This is a genomic window from Xanthomonas sp. fls2-241-TYG-148, assembly GCF_030208815.1.
GTDB classification, from domain to species: Bacteria; Pseudomonadota; Gammaproteobacteria; order Xanthomonadales; family Xanthomonadaceae; genus Xanthomonas; species Xanthomonas campestris.
This window is the reverse complement of sequence record NZ_JARVTE010000001.1, coordinates 542,469-559,619: the sequence shown is the minus strand read 5'-3', so window position 1 is coordinate 559,619 and position 17,151 is coordinate 542,469. Positions and strand designations below refer to the sequence as shown.

The 17,151-nt window shown below is 64.6% G+C and carries 14 protein-coding genes, 1 tRNA gene and 1 other RNA gene; 8 read left to right on the top strand and 8 right to left on the bottom strand.

What is annotated here, in order from left to right; genetic code table 11:
* The first annotated feature begins 6 nt into the window (after nt 1-6).
* Nucleotides 7-1,587 (top strand): DHA2 family efflux MFS transporter permease subunit, encoded by a 1,581-nt coding sequence (locus QRM60_RS02570; protein ID WP_285445548.1) that lies wholly within the window; start codon nt 7-9, stop codon nt 1,585-1,587.
* 19 nt (nt 1,588-1,606) lie between these two features.
* Here the strand turns inward: QRM60_RS02570 and QRM60_RS02565 are convergent, their stop codons facing one another.
* Nucleotides 1,607-2,383 carry a DUF2884 family protein gene (locus QRM60_RS02565; protein ID WP_285445547.1) on the bottom strand — a complete coding sequence of 259 codons (777 nt, stop codon included), beginning with the start codon at nt 2,381-2,383 and terminating at the stop codon, nt 1,607-1,609.
* A 437-nt stretch (nt 2,384-2,820) separates the two neighbouring features.
* Here QRM60_RS02565 and QRM60_RS02560 point away from each other — a divergent pair, with 437 nt between their 5' ends.
* Nucleotides 2,821-3,279 (top strand): hypothetical protein, encoded by a 459-nt coding sequence (locus QRM60_RS02560; RefSeq protein WP_285445546.1) that lies wholly within the window; start codon nt 2,821-2,823, stop codon nt 3,277-3,279.
* Between the two features lie 411 nt (nt 3,280-3,690).
* Here QRM60_RS02560 and QRM60_RS02555 read toward each other — a convergent pair.
* From QRM60_RS02555 to QRM60_RS02545, 3 genes are all read right to left on the bottom strand, one after another.
* A tRNA-Leu gene (locus QRM60_RS02555) sits at nt 3,691-3,777 on the bottom strand.
* A gap of 140 nt (nt 3,778-3,917) precedes the next feature.
* Nucleotides 3,918-6,104: a glycoside hydrolase family 3 C-terminal domain-containing protein gene (locus tag QRM60_RS02550; protein ID WP_285445714.1), complete on the bottom strand. Its 2,187-nt coding sequence runs from the start codon at nt 6,102-6,104 to the stop codon at nt 3,918-3,920.
* A gap of 175 nt (nt 6,105-6,279) precedes the next feature.
* Nucleotides 6,280-8,049 (bottom strand): M14 family metallopeptidase, encoded by a 1,770-nt coding sequence (locus tag QRM60_RS02545; protein ID WP_285445545.1) that lies wholly within the window; start codon nt 8,047-8,049, stop codon nt 6,280-6,282.
* A 457-nt stretch (nt 8,050-8,506) separates the two neighbouring features.
* On the opposite strand from QRM60_RS02545, the gene QRM60_RS02540 reads away from it, so the two are divergent.
* Together QRM60_RS02540 and QRM60_RS02535 are read left to right on the top strand one after the other, a co-directional pair.
* The gene (locus QRM60_RS02540) at nt 8,507-10,072 is read left to right on the top strand and encodes an oligopeptide:H+ symporter (RefSeq protein WP_285445544.1); all 1,566 of its coding nucleotides are present in this window, start codon (nt 8,507-8,509) and stop codon (nt 10,070-10,072) included.
* 7 nt (nt 10,073-10,079) lie between these two features.
* Complete coding sequence (locus tag QRM60_RS02535) at nt 10,080-10,688, top strand: rhomboid family intramembrane serine protease (protein ID WP_050911595.1); 609 nt, start codon at nt 10,080-10,082, stop codon at nt 10,686-10,688.
* 188 nt (nt 10,689-10,876) lie between these two features.
* On the opposite strand, the gene QRM60_RS02530 is transcribed toward QRM60_RS02535, so the two are convergent.
* Nucleotides 10,877-11,077 carry a hypothetical protein gene (locus tag QRM60_RS02530; RefSeq protein WP_012438794.1) on the bottom strand — a complete coding sequence of 67 codons (201 nt, stop codon included), beginning with the start codon at nt 11,075-11,077 and terminating at the stop codon, nt 10,877-10,879.
* A gap of 215 nt (nt 11,078-11,292) precedes the next feature.
* Here QRM60_RS02530 and QRM60_RS02525 point away from each other — a divergent pair, with 215 nt between their 5' ends.
* The 3 genes from QRM60_RS02525 to QRM60_RS02515 all read left to right on the top strand — a co-directional run bounded on the left by QRM60_RS02525 (nt 11,293) and on the right by QRM60_RS02515 (nt 13,023).
* Nucleotides 11,293-11,577, top strand: coding sequence for a GNAT family N-acetyltransferase (locus tag QRM60_RS02525; protein ID WP_285445543.1), 285 nt, complete (start codon nt 11,293-11,295; stop codon nt 11,575-11,577).
* 38 nt (nt 11,578-11,615) lie between these two features.
* Entirely contained in the window at nt 11,616-12,458 is an 843-nt protein-coding gene (locus QRM60_RS02520; protein ID WP_285445542.1) for a DUF3298 domain-containing protein, read from the top strand.
* A gap of 64 nt (nt 12,459-12,522) precedes the next feature.
* Nucleotides 12,523-13,023 carry a MarR family transcriptional regulator gene (locus QRM60_RS02515; RefSeq protein ID WP_115576790.1) on the top strand — a complete coding sequence of 167 codons (501 nt, stop codon included), beginning with the start codon at nt 12,523-12,525 and terminating at the stop codon, nt 13,021-13,023.
* A gap of 65 nt (nt 13,024-13,088) precedes the next feature.
* On the opposite strand, the gene QRM60_RS02510 is transcribed toward QRM60_RS02515, so the two are convergent.
* Both QRM60_RS02510 and QRM60_RS02505 read right to left on the bottom strand, forming a co-directional pair.
* A non-coding RNA gene (locus QRM60_RS02510) (sX9 sRNA) lies at nt 13,089-13,164 on the bottom strand.
* 80 nt (nt 13,165-13,244) lie between these two features.
* Nucleotides 13,245-15,443, bottom strand: a complete 2,199-nt coding sequence (locus QRM60_RS02505) for a M3 family metallopeptidase (protein ID WP_285445541.1) — start codon at nt 15,441-15,443, stop codon at nt 13,245-13,247.
* A gap of 173 nt (nt 15,444-15,616) precedes the next feature.
* Here QRM60_RS02505 and QRM60_RS02500 point away from each other — a divergent pair, with 173 nt between their 5' ends.
* Entirely contained in the window at nt 15,617-16,102 is a 486-nt protein-coding gene (locus tag QRM60_RS02500) for a glutathione peroxidase (RefSeq protein ID WP_225041489.1), read from the top strand.
* A gap of 159 nt (nt 16,103-16,261) precedes the next feature.
* Here the strand turns inward: QRM60_RS02500 and QRM60_RS02495 are convergent, their stop codons facing one another.
* A complete protein-coding gene (locus QRM60_RS02495) occupies nt 16,262-17,041 on the bottom strand; it encodes a ferredoxin--NADP reductase (protein WP_228436058.1) in 780 nt (259 codons plus the stop codon).
* Nucleotides 17,042-17,151 lie beyond the last annotated feature (110 nt).

The following is a 17,151-nucleotide window of genomic DNA, read 5'->3' as shown; positions in this document are numbered from 1 at the left end:
GCCACCATGTCTTCGCAAGCTCCCACCGCGCCCGGCGGCCCTTCGGCACCGGCGCCCGCCGCGGGCTTTCGCCCGGCGAGCGTGGCGCTGTGCACCGTGGGCCTGGCGATGGCCTCGTTCATGCAGGTGCTGGACACCACCATCGCCAACGTCTCGCTGCCCACCATCGCCGGTAATCTCGGCGCCAGTTCGCAACAGGCCACCTGGGTCATCACCTCGTTCGCGGTGAGCACCGCGATCGCGTTGCCGCTGACCGGCTGGCTGAGCCGTCGCTTCGGCGAAACCAAGCTGTTCGTGTGGTCCACGCTGGCCTTCACCATTGCCTCGCTGCTGTGCGGCCTCGCCCAGAGCATGGGCATGCTGGTGGTGGCGCGTGCGCTGCAGGGCTTCGTGGCCGGGCCGATGTACCCGATCACGCAGAGTTTGCTGGTGTCGATCTATCCGCGCGAAAAACGCGGGCAGGCGCTGGCCTTGCTGGCCATGATCACGGTGGTGGCGCCGATCGCCGGCCCGATCCTGGGCGGCTGGATCACCGACAACTACAGCTGGGAATGGATCTTCCTGATCAACGTGCCGCTGGGCATCATCGCCAGCAGCATCGTCGGTTCGCAGTTGCGGCATCGCCCGGAACAGCTGGAACGGCCGCGCATGGATTACATCGGCCTGATCCTGCTGGTGGTCGGCGTGGGCGCGCTGCAGCTGGTGCTGGACCTGGGCAACGACGAAGACTGGTTTTCTTCCGACAAGATCGTGATGCTGGCCTGTGTCGCAGCTGTGGCGCTGGTGGTGTTCGTGATCTGGGAGCTCACCGACAAGGATCCCATCGTCGACCTCAAGCTGTTCCGGCACCGCAACTTCCGCGCCGGCACGCTCGCCATGGTGGTGGCTTACGCGGCGTTCTTCAGCGTCAGCCTGCTGATCCCGCAGTGGTTGCAGCGCGACATGGGCTACACCGCGATCTGGGCGGGCCTGGCCACCGCACCGATCGGCATCCTGCCGGTGTTGATGACGCCGTTCGTGGGCAAGTACGCGTTGCGTTTCGATCTGCGCATGCTCGCCACCATTGCCTTCATCTTCATGTCGTTCACCAGCTTCTTCCGTTCCAACTTCAACCTGCAGGTGGACTTCGCGCACGTGGCGACCATCCAGCTGGTGATGGGCGTGGGCGTGGCCTTGTTCTTCATGCCGGTGCTGCAGATCCTGCTCTCGGATCTGGACGGGCGCGAGATCGCGGCCGGCTCCGGCCTGGCCACGTTCCTGCGCACATTGGGCGGCAGTTTTGCCGCATCGCTGACCACGTATCTGTGGGCGCGCCGTACGCAGGTGCACCATGCGCACATCACCGAACACATCTCGGTGTACACGCCCGGCATGCAGGAGCAGGTCACCGCAATGGGGCAGGGCGACCTGCAACGCGGCGCGGCCTCGCTCAACAACATGATCAATCACCAGGCTTCGCAGATGGGCTTCAACGACATCTTCTATCTGCTCGGCTGGACCTTCTTGGGCATCATCTTCTTCCTGTGGCTGGCCAAGCCACCGTTCGGCGCCGGTGCCGGCGGCGCAGCGGCGGCTGGGGGGCACTGAGCGCAGCTGATAGCGCGCATCAGTTGTGGTGTGCCTGCTGCACTTCGATCGCGGTGCCGGCAGGTGCATCCGCGGTGTGAGGTGTCGTTGTGGCCGCTTCGGCGGCCTTGGCTGAGGTGTCCTCATGCAACGGCGTCAGCATCTGCAGCGGCTTGCCTTGATAGCGGTACTGCAGCGCGTCTTGTAGACGACGCAGTGATTGCACCTGAGTACAGAGTGCATCGGCCTTGACCTCGATCGTGGCCGCTCGCGCGTCGAGCTTGGCATCCAGCTGGCCATCCATCGCTTGGGCACGTTGGTCGATCCCATCCGCACGCCCGGTCATGATCTGCCACATCAGGTGCCGCCCGATGCTGCCTTTGAATGCCTCGGCTTCCTGCTCGACGTAGCGCTCGAAGTTGCCATCGAAGGCCTGTTGCTCCCAGCGCCCCTTGCCGAGCGTGTCATCGACGTAGGCGCTAGCGCGCGTGCGCAGGCGTTCGATTTTGCGGGCGTTGAGCCAACTACCGGTCATGACCTCGACCACACCCCCGAGCGCGTCGTAGCTAAGGTCGATCACGTCATGCGCAATCCCTGCGACCTGTGGCATCAACTGGCGTGCTTGCGTTTCCATCGCCTGCAACCGCTGCGCATCGTCCGCGCTGATCTGCTGCAACTGGTGGTCGACACTCAGTTCGCCTGCATGGAAGAAGATCTCGCGCGGCAGTCCGTCTCCTCGATACAGCCAGATGCCGCCGCTGTCGGCGAGCACATTGAATGGCGTACTGAGGCTGCAGTGCGAAGACGAGAGCTGCACGCGATGGCCGTGCCCGCCCGCGCTAGCGTCGTCGGCCTGGCCGCGAGCGTGGACGCTGGAAGCAACAAGCAAGAGAACGAGCGCAAAGGAGCTTCGCATCGACGGGGCCATGCGCAGTGGTGTCATACCGAATGGTCCGCTTCGTTGCCATGCACGGTCGCGTGTCGAAAGTCACTGCGCAGGATCTGCAGTCGCTCCGAGATGCGCGGTCATGCGTGAGGACATCCATGAAGCATGGTTGCCTCTCGATTGTCGTGTTGATGCCTTTTAGTGAATTACCAGCGAGGTCAGTGCGCCAGGCATTGCCGATCGTGCAATCGTGTAATCGCGTGCAGTAGCATGCGGCGCAGCGACGCGTGCTGAGGTGTTCGAACGATGCAGTACGTGGCGCATGGCATGGGCATGCTGCCCGTGTTCTCACTCAACAAGGAAGCTTCATGATGTTTGGATCTCAGTTGCGCCGCCTGTCTGCGGCCGCCGTACTCATTCCCTTGCTGTCGCTGGCTGCCGTCACCCAGACGCAGGCCGCTGCCGCACGCCCGGAGGTTGCCAAGCAGGCCAAGGCCTACAGTTCCAGGGATGGCATCAAGGTATCGACCTTGCGTTATGGCCCGCGCGAGAAGAACCAGGCGCTGGTCCAGGTGACCGGTGCCGATAGCGAGATCGACGACAAGATCCTGTTGGCCGCGACCGCCGCGACCCAGAAGGACACCCGCTACACGGTGCAACTGCGCGGGCGGCCGTACGTGCTGCTGATCCTCAATGCCGGAACTGGCGAGTTGTACCTGCCTGGCGCACAGAAGGCTGCACAGGTGGGATACGACCCCGCTGCCTCCGAGCAGATCAACGCCGAGCATTACCTGACCGATTATCAGGAACAGGCTGCCGCCAAGTAGGGCGCGTGGTGTCGCGACAGGCACTGGCGACAATGCCTGTCGCGATGTGGCTTATCTGACGCTAACCACCGTGGAGACGTTTGCGCGGTCTGCGGTCACGTGCAAGCTCCAACGTCGCGGACCAAGTCATCTGCATCGACGCCAGGCCATCGCTTGGCGGTGCACAGCCGAACACACCGCTAGCGACTCCGGCTGCACGGCGTGCCATTCGCATCGCCTGTGACGCATCGCGACGACCGTGATTGCCTAAAAGCACAGCGCCCCGCGTGGTCAGCCACGGACAGCGACAACGCGCGACGCCAAGCAGCGTCAGCCACAGGCAGTGGGCACCATCGGCACCGCATACACTGCGATCGCCCAAACGCAAAAAACCCCGCCGAAGCGAGGTTTTTTACGATCTACCGTGAGTCGTGGTGCCCAGGAGAGGACTCGAACCTCCACGAAGTTGCCCCCGCTAGCACCTGAAGCTAGTGCGTCTACCAATTCCGCCACCTGGGCGACTCAGGGGGCGAATTGTGCAAGCTGGCGGCGCGGCTGTCAACGCAGTTGCACAAAAAAAGTTGGGCGCGCACGCGGGTAGATGCGCATGCCGAAACACGCAGTGGCGGACGCCGCAGGTGCGAGTCCGCCATGCCGCATCACGGCAACTGCATCGCCGGCAGCGCGACTTCCAAGCTCTCCACCGGGTCAGTGGCCGAGCGTGCCAACTGCACGCGATAGGTGCCGGCGGCAATCGTCCAGTGACGTGCCTTGGCGTCGAAGTCGGCCAGCGTCTTGGGCTCGGCCACGACTTGCACCGTGCGCTTCTCGCCGGGCTTGAGCGCGACCTTCTGCCAGCCGATCAGGCGCAGCGGTGTGGCGTGGCCGCTGGGCAAGGTAACGTAGAGCTGCGGCACGGCGGCACCGTCGCGCTTGCCGGTATTTTCCACCTCGAAATTGGCAGTCAGCTGGCCGTTGGCAGCCTCCACATGCAGGCCGCCCATGCGGAACTGCGTGTACGACAGGCCATGGCCGAATGGATAGCGCGGGGTGAGGTTGCGCGCGGCAAACCACTTGTAGCCGACGTTGGCGCCTTCAATGGCGTAATCGATGGTGTCTTCGCCCGGCTTGGCCGGCTTGAAGCCCAGGCCCGGAATCGACGGACGCGGCAATTGCGACTCATCGACCGGCCAGGTCACCGGCAGATGGCCGGAGGGATTTACCGCACCGGTCAGCAGGTTGGCGATGGCCTCACCACCGCCAATCCCCGGGTACCACGTCTGCAACACCGCCGGCACGTGCTCGGCCCACGGCATGCGCACCGGGCCGTTGGTTTCCAGCACCACGGTGGTCTTGGGGTTGGCCTTGGCCACCGCCTCGATCAAGGCGTCCTGGCCATCGGGCAGCTGCATGTCCGGCAGGTCGACCGACTCGGCGGCCCACTGGGTGGCGAACACGATCGCCACGTCGGCAGCCTTGGCCGCGCGTGCGGCCGCCGCGCGGTCCTTGCCGTCCACGTAATCGATCTGCACGTTCGGCAACGCCGCGCGCAGCGCCTGCAACGGCGAGGAGGGATGGATGATCACCGGGCCGGGCCAGGTGGTCGGGGTGAGCCCGGGCACCGCGTTGCCGCCGTTGATGGTGTAGTCCACCCGCGAAGAACCACCGCCGGACATCACGCCCTTGTCGGCATAACCGCCGATCACCGCGATGCGGCGCACGTCCTTTGACAGCGGCAAGGTGGCCTGTTCGTTACGCAGCAGCACGCTGCCTTCTTCGGCCACGCGCTGCGCGGCGCGTTGGCCGGCCTTGCCGTCGATGGTCTGGCGCTGGGTGGGGTGGTCGAATGCCCCATGCGCGAACAGGCTGCGCAGGATGCGCGTGACCATGTCGTCGAAGCGCGCGCGCGGCACCACGCCGGCACGGACCGCCATGCGCAGTGGTGCATCGAAGAACACCGCCGCATCGAAGACTTCGCCGGCCGACTGTTGGTCCAGCCCGGCCAGCGCGGCCTTGGAGCCGCTGTGCACGCCGCCCCAATCGGACATCACATAGCCGGGGTACTTCCATTCCTGCTTGAGCACCTGGTTGAGCAGGTAGTCGTGCTCGCAGCCGTAGATGCCGTTGATCTTGTTGTACGAACACATCACCGATGCCGGGTCGCCGATCTTCAGCGCGATCTCGAAGGCCAGCAGGTCCGACTCGTGCATCGCCTGTTCGCCGATCTGCGCGCTATGGAAGTTGCGCCGGGTTTCCATATCGTTGAGCGCGAAGTGCTTCATCGTCGACAGCACGTGCTCGCTCTGCACGCCGCGGATCGATTCGCCCACCATCACGCCGGCCAGCAGCGGGTCTTCGCCGGCATATTCGAAGTTGCGGCCGTTGCGTGGGTCGCGCTGCAGGTTGACGCTGCCGGCCAGCAGCACGTTGAAGCCCTGCTGCCAGGATTCGCGGCCCATGGTCTTGCCGCCGGCATAGGCCAGTTGCGGATTCCAGCTCGACGCCGTGGACGGGCCGGACGGCATCGCGGTGGCGAAGTCGCCCTTGCGGATGCCACCGGGATTGGTCACGCCCACGCCGGCATCGGCCAGCTGCTGCGCCGGGATACCCAGGCGCGCAATGCCCGGCACATAACCGGCCGAGCCGAGTGCGCCTTCGGGCTTGGGAATCTTGTCGGTGCCCAGGCCGAAGTAACTGCGCAGCATCTGGAATTTTTCGTCTTCGGTCATCTGCGTCAGCAGCAACGCGGCGCGCTGGTCCGGGCTCAGCGCGGTGTCCATCCACGGCTGTGCGGCGTTGGCCTGCTGCGCGGCCAGCGGCGCGCTGAGGGCGATGCCCAATCCCAGCGCGAGGGCCAGCGCCAGTCGGCGCGGTCGCGGAGCGGTGGGTGTAAACGTTTTCATATCGAGGTGTGGCACGTCGTGGTCCTTGTGGTGCGGTAACGGATCGGGGGAGGGCACCATGGTGCCCGAATGGGTGGCGCCGGCTGCGCCGTGAATCAGCGCGCCTGCGTCGGCGCGCTCAAAATGCGCTCTGGTCGGTACGCAGCACCGGGTAGAGCCGGTAGCGCTCGTCCCAGGACGGATGCAGCCGGTAGAAAAACTCCAGGCGCGCCTGCGGGTCGGCGGCAAATGCCGGGTCGCTGGCCAGGCGTTGTTCGAACTGCGCCTTCAGGGCCGGGTCGCTGGCGAGCATCTCGCGCGCCACGTCTTCGGCCACGTAGTCTTCCATGTACTCCTTGCGCTCGAAGGCCAGATTGAACAGGCCCCACTGCAGCAACGAATCCGGTGCCTGTGGCTCCAGGATCGCCATCACCAGCCGCGACTTGGGTTGGGCAATCGGTACGAACAACGTGCCTGCCGGCACCGCGCGCGTCTCAGCACGCCATTGGCCACTAACGGTGAGTCCCTGGTGGCCCTCGTTGGAGCGCGTCGCAAAGGTAGCAGTGTCGGCGCGGAAGCTCTGCACCGCGCGGTTGCCTGCTTGCGTGAGGGTCTGGAAGGTGATGCCGTGCAGGCGCAGTGTGTCGGCGACCAGGGCGGCCTGCGCCGCCGGCACCAGGTAGCCACCGCGCGGCGCCTCCACGGTGACATCCGGAGCGATCTGGTCGCGCAGCGGCACCTTCCAGATCTGCGGTGTGCGCTCGTCGTAGCGCGTCATCAACGCACCGGACACCGGCGAGGGCGTGCGTGTGTAGGCATAGCCGCGGAACGCGACGGTGCGCGTGCCCGGGCCGGCCGCGTAGCTCAACGGCTCGAGATGACCGGCCAACGCGCTGGCGCGCCGATCGGCGGCATGCGCGTCGGCCAGCCATTGCGTGCCGTGCCGTGCGGCCTGCTGCAACACCGAGACGATGGCGTTGCGGGTCACCCGCACGCGCACCGGGTACTGCTTCCACGAGTGGGTTTCCACCAGCATGCCGAAGCGGTTACGCAGCAGGAAATAGCCGTGCGAGAACCGCGGCGGCGAAACGTCGTCGGCGAAGCCCGAACTGGGGTCGTCCTCGCGCACCAGCGACGGGTAGTACGGCAGTGGCAACGAACCCTGCTTGGCCAGGTCGGCAATCACCGCATCACGCCAGCGGGTGCCGTCCTTGCGCAACGCCGCGTCGCCCGCGTGCACCGGTTCCACCTGCACCGACACATCGTGTTCGAACTGCGCGCCATCGGTGGCGTGCAGGTCCACGTACATCAATGGGTCCCACTGCTGCACCAGCCGCAGCATCGCCTGCATCTCCGGCGCGTCGGCCTTGACGTAATCGCGGTTGAGATTGAGGTTCTGCGCGGTGGTGCGCCAGCCCATCTGTTCGGGGCCGCGCTGGTTGGGGCGGTTCCATGCGCCGAAGCGCTCATGGCCGTCCACATTGAACACCGGCACGAAGATCCACACCACCTTGTCGAGCACCCCTTTGCCGGCGGTGCCATCAAGCAACTCGCGCAGGGCCAGGAAGCCCGCGTCCTTGCCATCGATCTCGCCGGCATGGATGCCGCCTTGCACCAGCACCACCGGCAATGCACGCTGCGCCGCGCTTGCCGCATCCAGCGCGCCGCTGGTGGACACCACCAACGCCTTCATCGGCCGCCCTTCAGGCGTGGTGCCGAAGCTGATGCAGCGCACCGCCTGCGGGTAGCGCTGCGCGAATGCATCGCACAAGGCGATGACCTCATCAAAGCGGCCGGTCTGCACAAAACCGCTGCGCTCGGCCACGGTGGTCAGCGGCTCGGCAGTCAGGGCGGCGGGGGCAGAGGTGAGCAGCAGCAGGCTCAGGGCGAGGCGGGTGAAGCGGGGCATCCAGCGGTCCGGTGTTCCAGGAAAACGTTTGCAATGTAGCCGAGCCAGCGTGGCAGGCCAATCTGCACTGCGTCAAAGGCGTCAGCTGCGACGCGGCGGCGTGGTCGCGTTCGCTCGGGCTTTTTGGCCTGTTATTCGGCTCAATCAGCAATGGGTATCTGGCATGTGGTCTGCGGCCACGGGTTGCGGTTGCCAAGCGCGCAATGGCTGGCCGACACGCTTGCAGGCCGTCGACCACATGCTGGTGCGGTGCGATCAGCGTGCAACGCTGGGCGGCCAACTGCGGCGGATGCATCACGCAGCACTCCTGCCGCTGCATCGGTTGCAGCGCCGCCACAGCCACGCAAGTGCTGCAGCCTGTGGCCCGTTCCGGACCAACAACCCAGTGCCGCGCGATGGCGGGCACTAGGCCGCCGCCGGTACGATAGGGCACGTTTTCTGCTCGACCGGACTGCCTTTGACGACCTCCACCTTGCCGGCGCCCGCCGCCGACGCGCCGCTGCCGCGCCAGATCCCCTTCATCATCGGCAACGAGGCGTGCGAGCGTTTCAGTTTCTACGGGATGCGCAACATCCTGGTGCAGTTCCTGATCACCTCGCTGCTGCTGCAGGAGGTCGGCGCGCCGGAGCGCGATGCCGAAGCCAAACACATCCTGCACAGTTTCATGATCGGGGTGTTCTTCTTCCCGCTGCTGGGCGGCTGGCTGGCCGATCGCTTCTTCGGCAAGTACACCACCATCATCTGGTTCAGCCTGATCTACTGCGCCGGCCACGCCTGCCTGGCGTTGTTTGAAGACAGCCGCAGCGGGTTTTTTGTCGGCCTGGGCCTGATCGCGTTCGGTGCCGGCGGCATCAAACCCTTGGTGGCCTCGTTCATGGGCGACCAGTTCGACCAGTCCAACAAGCATCGGGCCAAGGTGGTGTTCGACGCCTTCTACTGGATCATCAACTTCGGTTCGCTGTTTGCCTCGTTGCTGATCCCGTTGGCGCTCAAGCACCTGGGCCCGTCGTGGGCATTCGGCATTCCCGGCATCTTGATGTTCATCGCTACGGTGGTGTTCTGGCTGGGCCGCAAGCGCTACGTTCGGGTGCCGTTACCGCCCAAGGACCCGCATGGGTTTGGCGCCGTGGTGCGCAGTGCGTTGCTGGCGCATGCGCCGGGCCAGGGGCGCCCGGGCCTGGCACTGGCAGCAGTCAGCGTGTTGCTGGCGCTGGCCTGTTTGGGATTGACCGAGCAGCTAGGCCTGGTGATCTGCCTGTGCATGGCGCTGGTGCTGCTGCTGGCCGGCATTGGCGGCGGCACGTGGTGGCAGCTGGAACGTGCCCGCGGCACGCATCCGGATGCGGCGGTCGATGGCGTGCGCGCGTTGCTGCGGGTGCTGGTGATCTTCGCGCTGGTGACGCCGTTCTTTTCCTTGTTCGATCAGAAGGCCTCCACCTGGGTGCTGCAGGGCCGCGAGATGACGATGCCGGCGTGGTTCACCGCCTCGCAGATGCAGGCGCTGAATCCGCTGCTGGTGATGCTGCTGATCCCCTTCAACAACCTGGTGCTGTATCCGTTGCTGCGTCGCCTGGGCTGGGAGCCCACTTCGCTACGGCGCATGACCAGCGGCATCGCCTTCAGCGGCGTGGCGTGGATTGCGGTCGGTGCGATCCAGGTGGCGATGGATGGCGGTGAGCCGATGCACATCGCCTGGCAGATCCTGCCCTACGCCTTGCTCACCTTCGGCGAAGTGCTGGTGTCGGCCACCGGGATCGAGTTTGCCTACAGCCAGGCGCCGCCGTCGATGAAGGGCGTGGTGATGAGTTTCTGGTATCTGACCACCACGGTCGGCAACCTGTGGGTGCTGCTCTCGAATGTGGCGGTTCGCAACGCTACTGTGATCTCGCATATCGCCGATACTGGGCTCAGCGAAGCGGCGTTTTTGATGTTCTTCTTCGCGGCCTTCGCGTTCCTGGCAGCACTGGCCTTCGGCCTGTACGCGCGCCGGTATCGCATGGTCGACAACTACCGTCCTGCCTGAGGTCTGCATGATTACCCTGATCCTGATCGCCATCACCGGCATCGTCTCGTGGATGGCGTTCAACAACCGCAAGCTGGCCGACCGGCTGGTGTTGTGGCCGCCCGCCCTGGACAAGCACAAGCAGTACGACCGCCTGATCACCTACGGCTTCATCCACGCCGATCTCGGGCACCTGGTCTTCAACATGATCACGCTGTTCTTTTTCGGCCGGTACATCGAAGACGTGATGACACGGCTGACCGGTAGCGTGCTGACCTATCCGCTGTTCTATCTGGGCGCGTTGGTCGTCTCGATCCTGCCCAGCTATCTGAAGAACCAGAAGAACCCGAACTACCTCAGCCTGGGCGCATCGGGCGCGGTGTCGGCGGTGTTGTTCGCCTTCATCCTGCTCAAGCCATGGACGATCATCCTGGTGCTGTTCATTCCGGCGCCGGCGATCATCTATGCGGTGTTCTACGTGGGTTACAGCCTGTGGATGGACCGTCGCGGCGGCGACCGCATCAACCACAGCGCGCACCTGGCGGGCGCGGCGTTCGGCGTGATGTTCATGCTGATCATGGAACCGCGCGTGCTGCAGGTGTTCCTGGAGCAATTGTCGAACCCGCGCTTCGGTTAAGCAGGCGGGTCTCGCCGCAAGGTGCTTGTGGGGCGCGACGTGGGCTGGCCTGTGTGCCTGGCCTGCGTCACGCCGAAAGTGCAGGTGTTGAATGATGTGCCTGCGCGGCGTTCGCTGCGGCACGGTTGCCGCAGCGTGATCTGGTTGGGCAGGGCGCGGCCCTGCAGTGTTGCGATCAGCGCAAGGCCTCAGGCCGCGTTGCGCTCGTGGTCGATCAGGCTGCCGCTGCCGGACACGGTGCCGTAGGCCTGCTGCAGGCGCTCGTAGACGGTGTCGTTGAGCTGGGCGAATTCCTGGCCCTGGGTGTTGCCGTTGATGGCGAACTGGAACAGGCCTTCCAGTAACGAGCTATCACTTTCTGCGCCGTGTCCTGACGAATCGTTGTTCATGCTGTCGCTCCTGGCGGGTAGGGCGAAGGCGCCGGTGCGTCGCTGCCGAGCAGCTGTTGCGAGCGCCTTCGCGTTGGCTATCGGCGTCGGCGCGGCGAACTTTAGCCCCGCCGCAGCAGGCTGGGCAGCAGGTCACGGCGTGGCTTGCCTTTCACGCAGACACGGCGCGCCGCTGGTCAGAATTGGTACAGGAAATAACGCCGGATCAAGACCAGATGGATGCCTCAACGCAGCGCGTGACGCACGACGCCGCCCACCAGCGGTTCAGGGTCGAGCTCGATGGCAACACCGCCGAGTTGGCCTATCAGCAGCAGGACGCGGTGCTGACCATCACGCACACGCGGGTGCCGGACGCCATCGGTGGCCGCGGCGTGGCTGCCGCCTTGGTGGAGGCGGCATTGGGTTTCGCAGGTGAGGCGGGGTTGAAGGTCATCCCCGCCTGCAGTTATGCCGACGCCTACATGCGCCGGAATCCGCAATTTCAAGCGCTGCTGGCCTGATCGTCAGCAGCTGGGTGTCGTCAGGGGAGTAGGTGGGAATGCGGTGGTCGAACGTGGGTGGTGGGGTGCAGGGCTTGCTGGTGCTGGCGCTGTTGGCAGGTTGCAATCAACAAACGCCGGAGGCCGCGCAACCTGCGGCTGAGCAGGCACCGGCCGCGGCCGCGGCCGCCGAGCCGGCAGTGCAACCGGTGGCAGAAGGGCCGCTGCAGGATGTGATCGAACACGCGCCCGCCTACATGGTTGGTATCAGCTATCCGCCCGGGCTGGAGGCGCATCCCGAATTGCAGGCGCTGATTCGGGGCTATGCGCAGGACGCACGCAGCGAGCTCATGCAGGCGGTGTCGGGGCTGGGCAACGACAAGCCCGCCGCACCGTACGAGCTGTCGCTGGCATTTGAGAAGGTGCTGCAGAGCGCCGATCTCATCGTGGTGTCGGCCGACGGCAGCCGCTATACCGGCGGTGCGCATGGCGAACCGCTGGTGGCGCGCTTCGTCTGGCTGATCAAGGAGCGCAAGCAGCTCACCGCGCAAGCCCTGATTCCGGATCCGGCCGGCTGGGAGCAGATCGGGCAGGCGGTGGCGCAGCGCCTGCATGCGGCCGCCGAGCAACGCGTGGAAGCGGACCGCGTGCCAGTGGAAAAGCAAGCCGAACAGGTGGCCTCGGCCGATCGCATGATTGCCGAGGGCACTGCTGCACAGGCGGATAACTTTGCGCAGTTCGTGCCGGTGTTGAATTCCGCCGGCAAAATCAGCGCACTGCGCTTCGTGTTTCCGCCGTACCAGGTGGGCCCGTATTCGGACGGCACGCAAACGGCCGAGATTCCCGCCGCAACATTGCTGGCATGGGTAGCGCCGGAATATGCACATCTCTTCGCACGCTGATACGTGCACGCGCCGACGATGTGTTTGAATGGTTTAGCCATTCAGTAATGTAATCAACGGTGCCATGAGTAGCTTTGATCCAACCGCTAAACGCGTCGACCACACTTGCGAGCGTTACCCGCCTTTTCCCCGGGAGCCGGCCGTCCTGGTGCGGCTGATCAAGCACCTCTATAAGCGGCTGCACACCCAGGCCTGCGTGCGGCTCAAGCCGCATGGCATCAGCCCGCCGGAGTACGAAATCCTGATGATGTTGTATGGGACGCCGGGGCAGGCAATCACGCCAACCGAAGTGGCAGAGGCGGCCAGTGAGAAGCCGGCCAACATCACCCGGCTGACCGATCAATTGCACGAAAAAGGGCTGATTGCGCGCGCCAGCAGCCCGGACGACCGCCGCAAGATTACCTTGACGCTCGCGCCGGCTGGCCTGGCATTGATCGATCGGCTGCTGCCGGATGCCTGCACCTTGCTGGAGGCGGAGACCGCGCAGATCAGCGAGGCCGAACAGGTTCGCCTTGAGAAACTGCTGAAGAAATTGCTCGCTGGTGTGGACGCAGTCGAACAGTAATCGCTGCTTGCGGGCTTCAAACGACAATGCCGCCTGGCAGTACCAGGCGGCATTGTTTTTAAAGCGGCTAACAAAAACGTAGCGAGCAGCCGTCAGGTGGGTGCGGACGGCGCGGAGGAACCGGAGTGTACGGGGGTACATGCCGATTCCGAGGACCGGCCGCGCCCGCCTGGCGGCTGCGCAGTCGTTTTGATCGTTGCTCTTAACCGAATCTCAAGCCGTTACGGCTTGGACTGCGACGCTTCCGGCGTGGCGCCGTCGCCACCCTGTGCGCTGAGGCCGCGCTTCTCCAGCAAGGGCTCGATCTGCGGCGCATGCCCGGCGAAGTTCTGGAACAACTCCATCGCATCCACGCTACCGCCGCGCGAAAGCAGGGTCTGACGGAAACGGTCGCCGTTGGCGCGGCTCAATCCGCCGTGCTGTTTGAACCACTGCTGCGTGTTGGCATCCAGCACTTCGGACCAGATATAGGCGTAGTAGCCGGCCGCATAGCCGCCCATGATGTGGCTGAAATACGGGGTCTTGTAGCGCGGCGGCACCGGCGGGTAGGCGATGGCGTCATCGGCCAGCGCCTTGGCTTCGAACGCCATCACGCCTGCGGCGTCCGGCACCTGGTTGGCGCTGATCTGGTGCCAGTTCTGGTCGAGCATGGCCGCACCCAAATACTCGGTGGTGGCAAAGCCCTGGTTGAACTTGGACGCGGCAATCACCTTGTCCAGCAACGCCTGCGGCATCGGCGTGCCGTTCTGGTAGTGCTTGGCATAGTTCTTCAGGATCGACGGCTCGTCGGCCCACATTTCGTTGACCTGCGAGGGGAACTCGACAAAGTCACGCGGCACGCTGGTGCCGGAGAAATACGGGTATTTCACGTCCGAGAACATGCCGTGCAAGGCATGGCCGAACTCATGGAACATGGTGGTCACTTCATCCCAGGTCAGCAGCGTTGGCTGGCCGGTCGGCGGCTTGGGGATGTTGAGGTGGTTGGCCACCACCGGCTTGAAACCGGTCAGCTCCGACTGCGAAACGTAGGAGTTCATCCAGGCGCCACCGCGCTTGGATTCGCGTGCATACATGTCGGCAATGAAGATCGCCAGCTGCTTGCCGTCGGCGTCGAATACGTCATAGACGGTGATGTCGTCGCGGTAGGTCGGCAGGTCGGTGCGCTGCTTGAAGGTCAGGCCGTATTCCTGGTTGGCCGCATAGAACACGCCGTTTTCCAGCACGTTCTTCAGCTCGAAATACGGTTTGAGCTGCGACTCGTCGAAGTTGTACTTGGCCTGGCGCACTTTCTCGCTGTAGTAGGCCCAATCCCAGGCTTCCAGCTTGAAGGTCGGCTTGCGCGCGGCCTTTTGTTCCTTGTCGATCATCGCCTGCAGGTCGGCCGCCTCGCGCTTGGCATTGGCCACTGCGGCCGGTGCCAGCTTGCCCAGCATCGCGTTGACCGCTTCGGGGGTCTTGGCGGTCTGGTTTTCCAGCGAATACGCAGCGTACGTGGGGAATCCCAGCAGCTGGGCCTTGTTGGCACGCAAAGTCATGATGCGCGAGACCAGGGCGGTGTTGTCGTACTGGCCGCCATGACTGCCGCGCGACACCGAGGCGTCGTAGATCTTCTTGCGCAGCTCGCGGTTCTTGAGCTGGGTCAGCGGCGGCTGGCCGGTGGTGTTGAGCAGGGCGATCACGTATTTGCCGTCGAGCTTGCGCGCCTTCGCCGCTTCGGCGGCGGCGGCGATCTGCTCGTCAGACAGGCCATCGAGCTGCTTGACGTCATCCACCACCACGACCGCGGCGTTGACCTCGGCCAGCACGTTCTGGCTGAAGGTGGTGCCCAGGTTCGCCAGCTCGGCGTTCATGGCCTTGAGCGTGGTCTTGTCGGCATCGGACAGCTTGGCGCCATCGCGCACGAAATCGCTGTAGTACTTCTCGACCAGGCGCACGCCTTGTGCATCCAGGCCAAGCTTGCTGCGCTGGTCGTACAGGGTCTGGATGCGCGCGAACAGCTTGCCGTTGAGCGAAATCGCATCGCGGTGCGCGGCAAACTTGGCCGAGTAGTCGGCCTGCAGTTTCTTGCGCGCATCGTTGGTGTCGGCGCCTACCAGGTTGAAGAACACCGTGGTGGCGCGATCCAGCGTGGCGCCGCTCTTTTCCAGCGCAATGATGGTGTTGTCGAAGGTCGGCTTGGCCTTCTGGTTGGCGATCGCGTCCACTTCCTTCAACTGCGCGGCCATACCGGCGTCGAAGGCAGGCGCAAAGTCGCTGTCCTTGATCTTGTCGAACTGCGGGTAGTGCAGCGGCAGCGTGCTGTCGGCAAAAAACGGGTTGGCGGTCGCGGTCGCCTGGGTGGCGGCGGGTGCGGCGATGCTGTAGGACGGCATGGCAAGTCCCAGGGAAGCGGCCAGGGCAAAGGCAAGACGGGTGGTCAAGAGCGTTACTCCAAAGTGCGAACCGCCGAGGCTAGCGCAGCCAGCCGGGACAGGCGTGTGACAAAAGGCATGGCCGCCAGGCAGACGCGAGCGTGGCGCGACATCGAGGTAGGACATTTCCTGGCTGTAGGCGACGCTGCGTTAGGCTTGCGGTTTCCGTTGCGGACCTGCCGATGACCACGCTCTCCACCTACCAGTTCACCGCCCTGGACGGTCAACCCCAGTCGCTGGCCGAGTACGCCGGCAAGGTGGTGCTCGTGGTCAACGTGGCCTCTAAATGCGGTTTTACGCCGCAGTACGCTGGCCTGCAGGCGCTGTGGCAGCGCTACCGCGACCGCGGGCTGGTGGTGATCGGGTTTCCCTGCGATCAGTTCGGTCATCAGGAGCCTGGAGATGCGGCGGACATCCGCCAGTTCTGCTCGCTGGACTACGCGGTGGATTTTCCGCTCGCGGCCAAGGTCGAGGTCAATGGCAGCGGTGCCCACCCGCTGTGGCAATGGCTCAAGCACGAAAAACGCGGCGTGCTGGGCTCGGAAGCGATCAAGTGGAATTTCACCAAGTTCCTGATCGGCCGCGACGGCAGTGTTTTGGAGCGCTATGCGCCAACCACCAAGCCGGAGGCGCTGGCGGCGGATATCGAGCGCGCGCTGGGCGCCTGAGATGTCAGGCTGCTGCCAAACCGTAGGAGCGCCCTGGGGCGCGATGAAGCGTTACTGGGAATGCTCCATCGCGCCCGGGTGCGCTCCTACGACGACACGACGTGCTCGCGCAGCAGCCAGATAAAACGCCGCACCGCGCGAGGTCTTCGCGTGGTTGCCTTACTTCTCGACGAACGCGCGCTCGAACACGTAATGCCCGGGGGTGCCGATGCGTGGCGAAGTTTCGAAACCCCGCGCGTCGAGCAGGGTGCGTAGGTCGGCCAGCATCTGCGGGCTGCCGCAGATCATGAAGCGGTCTTTGGCCGGATCCAGCGGCGGCAACCCCAGCGTCTGCTGCATGCGGCCGTCGGCCATCAGCTCGGTCAGGCGGCCCTGGTTGGCGAACGCCTCACGCGTGACTGCCGGGTAATACAGCAGCTTGTCGTGCAGGAGCTCGCCCAGGAATTCGTGCTGCGGCAGTTCGCGCTCGAAATAATCGCGGTAGGCCAGGTCTTTTTCGAAGCGCACGCCGTGGGTGAGGATCACCTTGTCGAAGCGTTCGTAGGTTTCCGGGTCCTTGATGATCGACAGCCACGGCGCCAAGCCGGTGCCGGTGCCCAGCAGGTACAGGTTGCGGCCCGGATGCAGGTCGCTGATCAGCAGCGTGCCGGTGGGCTTCTTGCCTACCAGGACCTTGTCGCCCGGCTGGATGTGCTGCAGGCGCGAGGTGAGCGGGCCGTCCTGCACCTTGATGCTGAAGAACTCCAGGTGTTCTTCCCAGTTGGCGCTGGCAATGGAGTAGGCGCGCAGCAGCGGCCGCGTCTCGGTCTCCAGGCCGATCATCACGAACTGACCATTCTCGAACCGGAAGCCGGCATCGCGCGTGGTGGTGAAGCTGAAGTAGGCGTCGGTCCAGTGGCGGACCTCAAGCACCGTTTCGGCGCCGAAAGCGGAAGACATGCCGTTTAGTGTCGTAGTGAAGAGTGCCCGCCAATTCTACCTCAAGCTGGCCAAATGAGATGAACTCTCATTTGGCCGGGAGTTGGGAATAGGGAATCGGGAATCGGTGC